The sequence below is a fragment of the Sodalis-like endosymbiont of Proechinophthirus fluctus genome (assembly GCF_001602625.1).
Taxonomy (GTDB): domain Bacteria; phylum Pseudomonadota; class Gammaproteobacteria; order Enterobacterales; family Enterobacteriaceae.
This window is the reverse complement of record NZ_LECR01000015.1, coordinates 405-1,440: the sequence shown is the minus strand read 5'-3', so window position 1 is coordinate 1,440 and position 1,036 is coordinate 405. Positions and strand designations below refer to the sequence as shown.

The 1,036-nt window shown below is 54.1% G+C and carries 2 protein-coding genes; one reads left to right on the top strand and one right to left on the bottom strand.

Annotation, left to right across the window (positions count from 1 at the left end; all coding sequences use genetic code 11):
• A partial coding sequence (locus tag BG74_RS20190; protein ID WP_439895632.1) for a hypothetical protein occupies window positions 1–114 on the bottom strand: 114 nt, incomplete at its 3' end.
• Between the two features lie 103 nt (window positions 115–217).
• On the opposite strand from BG74_RS20190, the gene bioB reads away from it, so the two are divergent.
• Window positions 218–1,036: biotin synthase BioB (gene bioB / locus BG74_RS01695; protein WP_244267152.1), on the top strand; the 819-nt coding region annotated here is incomplete at its 3' end.

The following is a 1,036-nucleotide window of genomic DNA, read 5'->3' as shown; positions in this document are numbered from 1 at the left end:
GATCAACTCGCAGCCGGCAGCGGAGATAACGGGATAGGTTGGGAGTGGATGAGTCATGGAGGTGTAGGGATGCCAGATATGGCAGCTATCGAAGGCGAGGTCATTGGCCTGCATCGGAATTTCCTGTAAACTAAAGTTCAAATATATGGTTGACAGTGTAGCGGCAAACTTTACACTGACGCCACTTGTTTCCTTCAAGATGCTATGGATAAACGTTATGTCAACCTCTCAACGCTGGACGCTGGCGCAGGCCAGAGCAATGTTTGATAAGCCGTTTCTTGATTTGCTGTTTGAGGCCCAGCAGGTGTATCGCAAGCACTTCACGCCCAGTGAGGTGCAAGTCAGCACGCTGCTGTCGATTAAAACCGGTGCCTGTCCCGAAGATTGCAAGTATTGCCCGCAGAGCGCACGCTATAGCACTGGGCTTGAAAGCGAGCGTCTAATGCAGGTGCAACAGGTACTTGATGCTGCCCGTAAAGCGCGTGATGCCGGTTCCACGCGTTTTTGTATGGGGGCAGCCTGGAAAAACCCGCACGACCGGGATATGCCGCTGCTTGAGCAAATGGTGCAGGGTGTCAAGGCGATGGGGCTTGAGACCTGTATGACGCTCGGCATGCTCAACGATCGGCAGGCGCAGCGGCTGGCGGAGGCTGGATTAGATTTCTATAACCATAACCTGGATACTTCGCCGGAATTCTACGGCGGCATCGTGACGACCCGCAGATATCAGGACAGACTTGATACCTTGAGCAAAGTTCGTCAGGCAGGCATCAAGATCTGCTCTGGCGGCATTGTCGGGCTCGGTGAAGACATCCGCGATCGTGCGGGATTGCTGGTACAACTGGCCAATTTGCCGACGCCGCCGGAAAGCGTGCCTATCAATATGCTGGTGAAAGTGAAAGGGACGCCGCTGGCCGATAACGACGATGTAGACGCCTTTGATTTCATCCGTACTATCGCCGTGGCGCGCATTATGATGCCGCGTTCCCATGTACGCTTATCAGCAGGACGGGAGCAAATGAACGAACAAACCCAG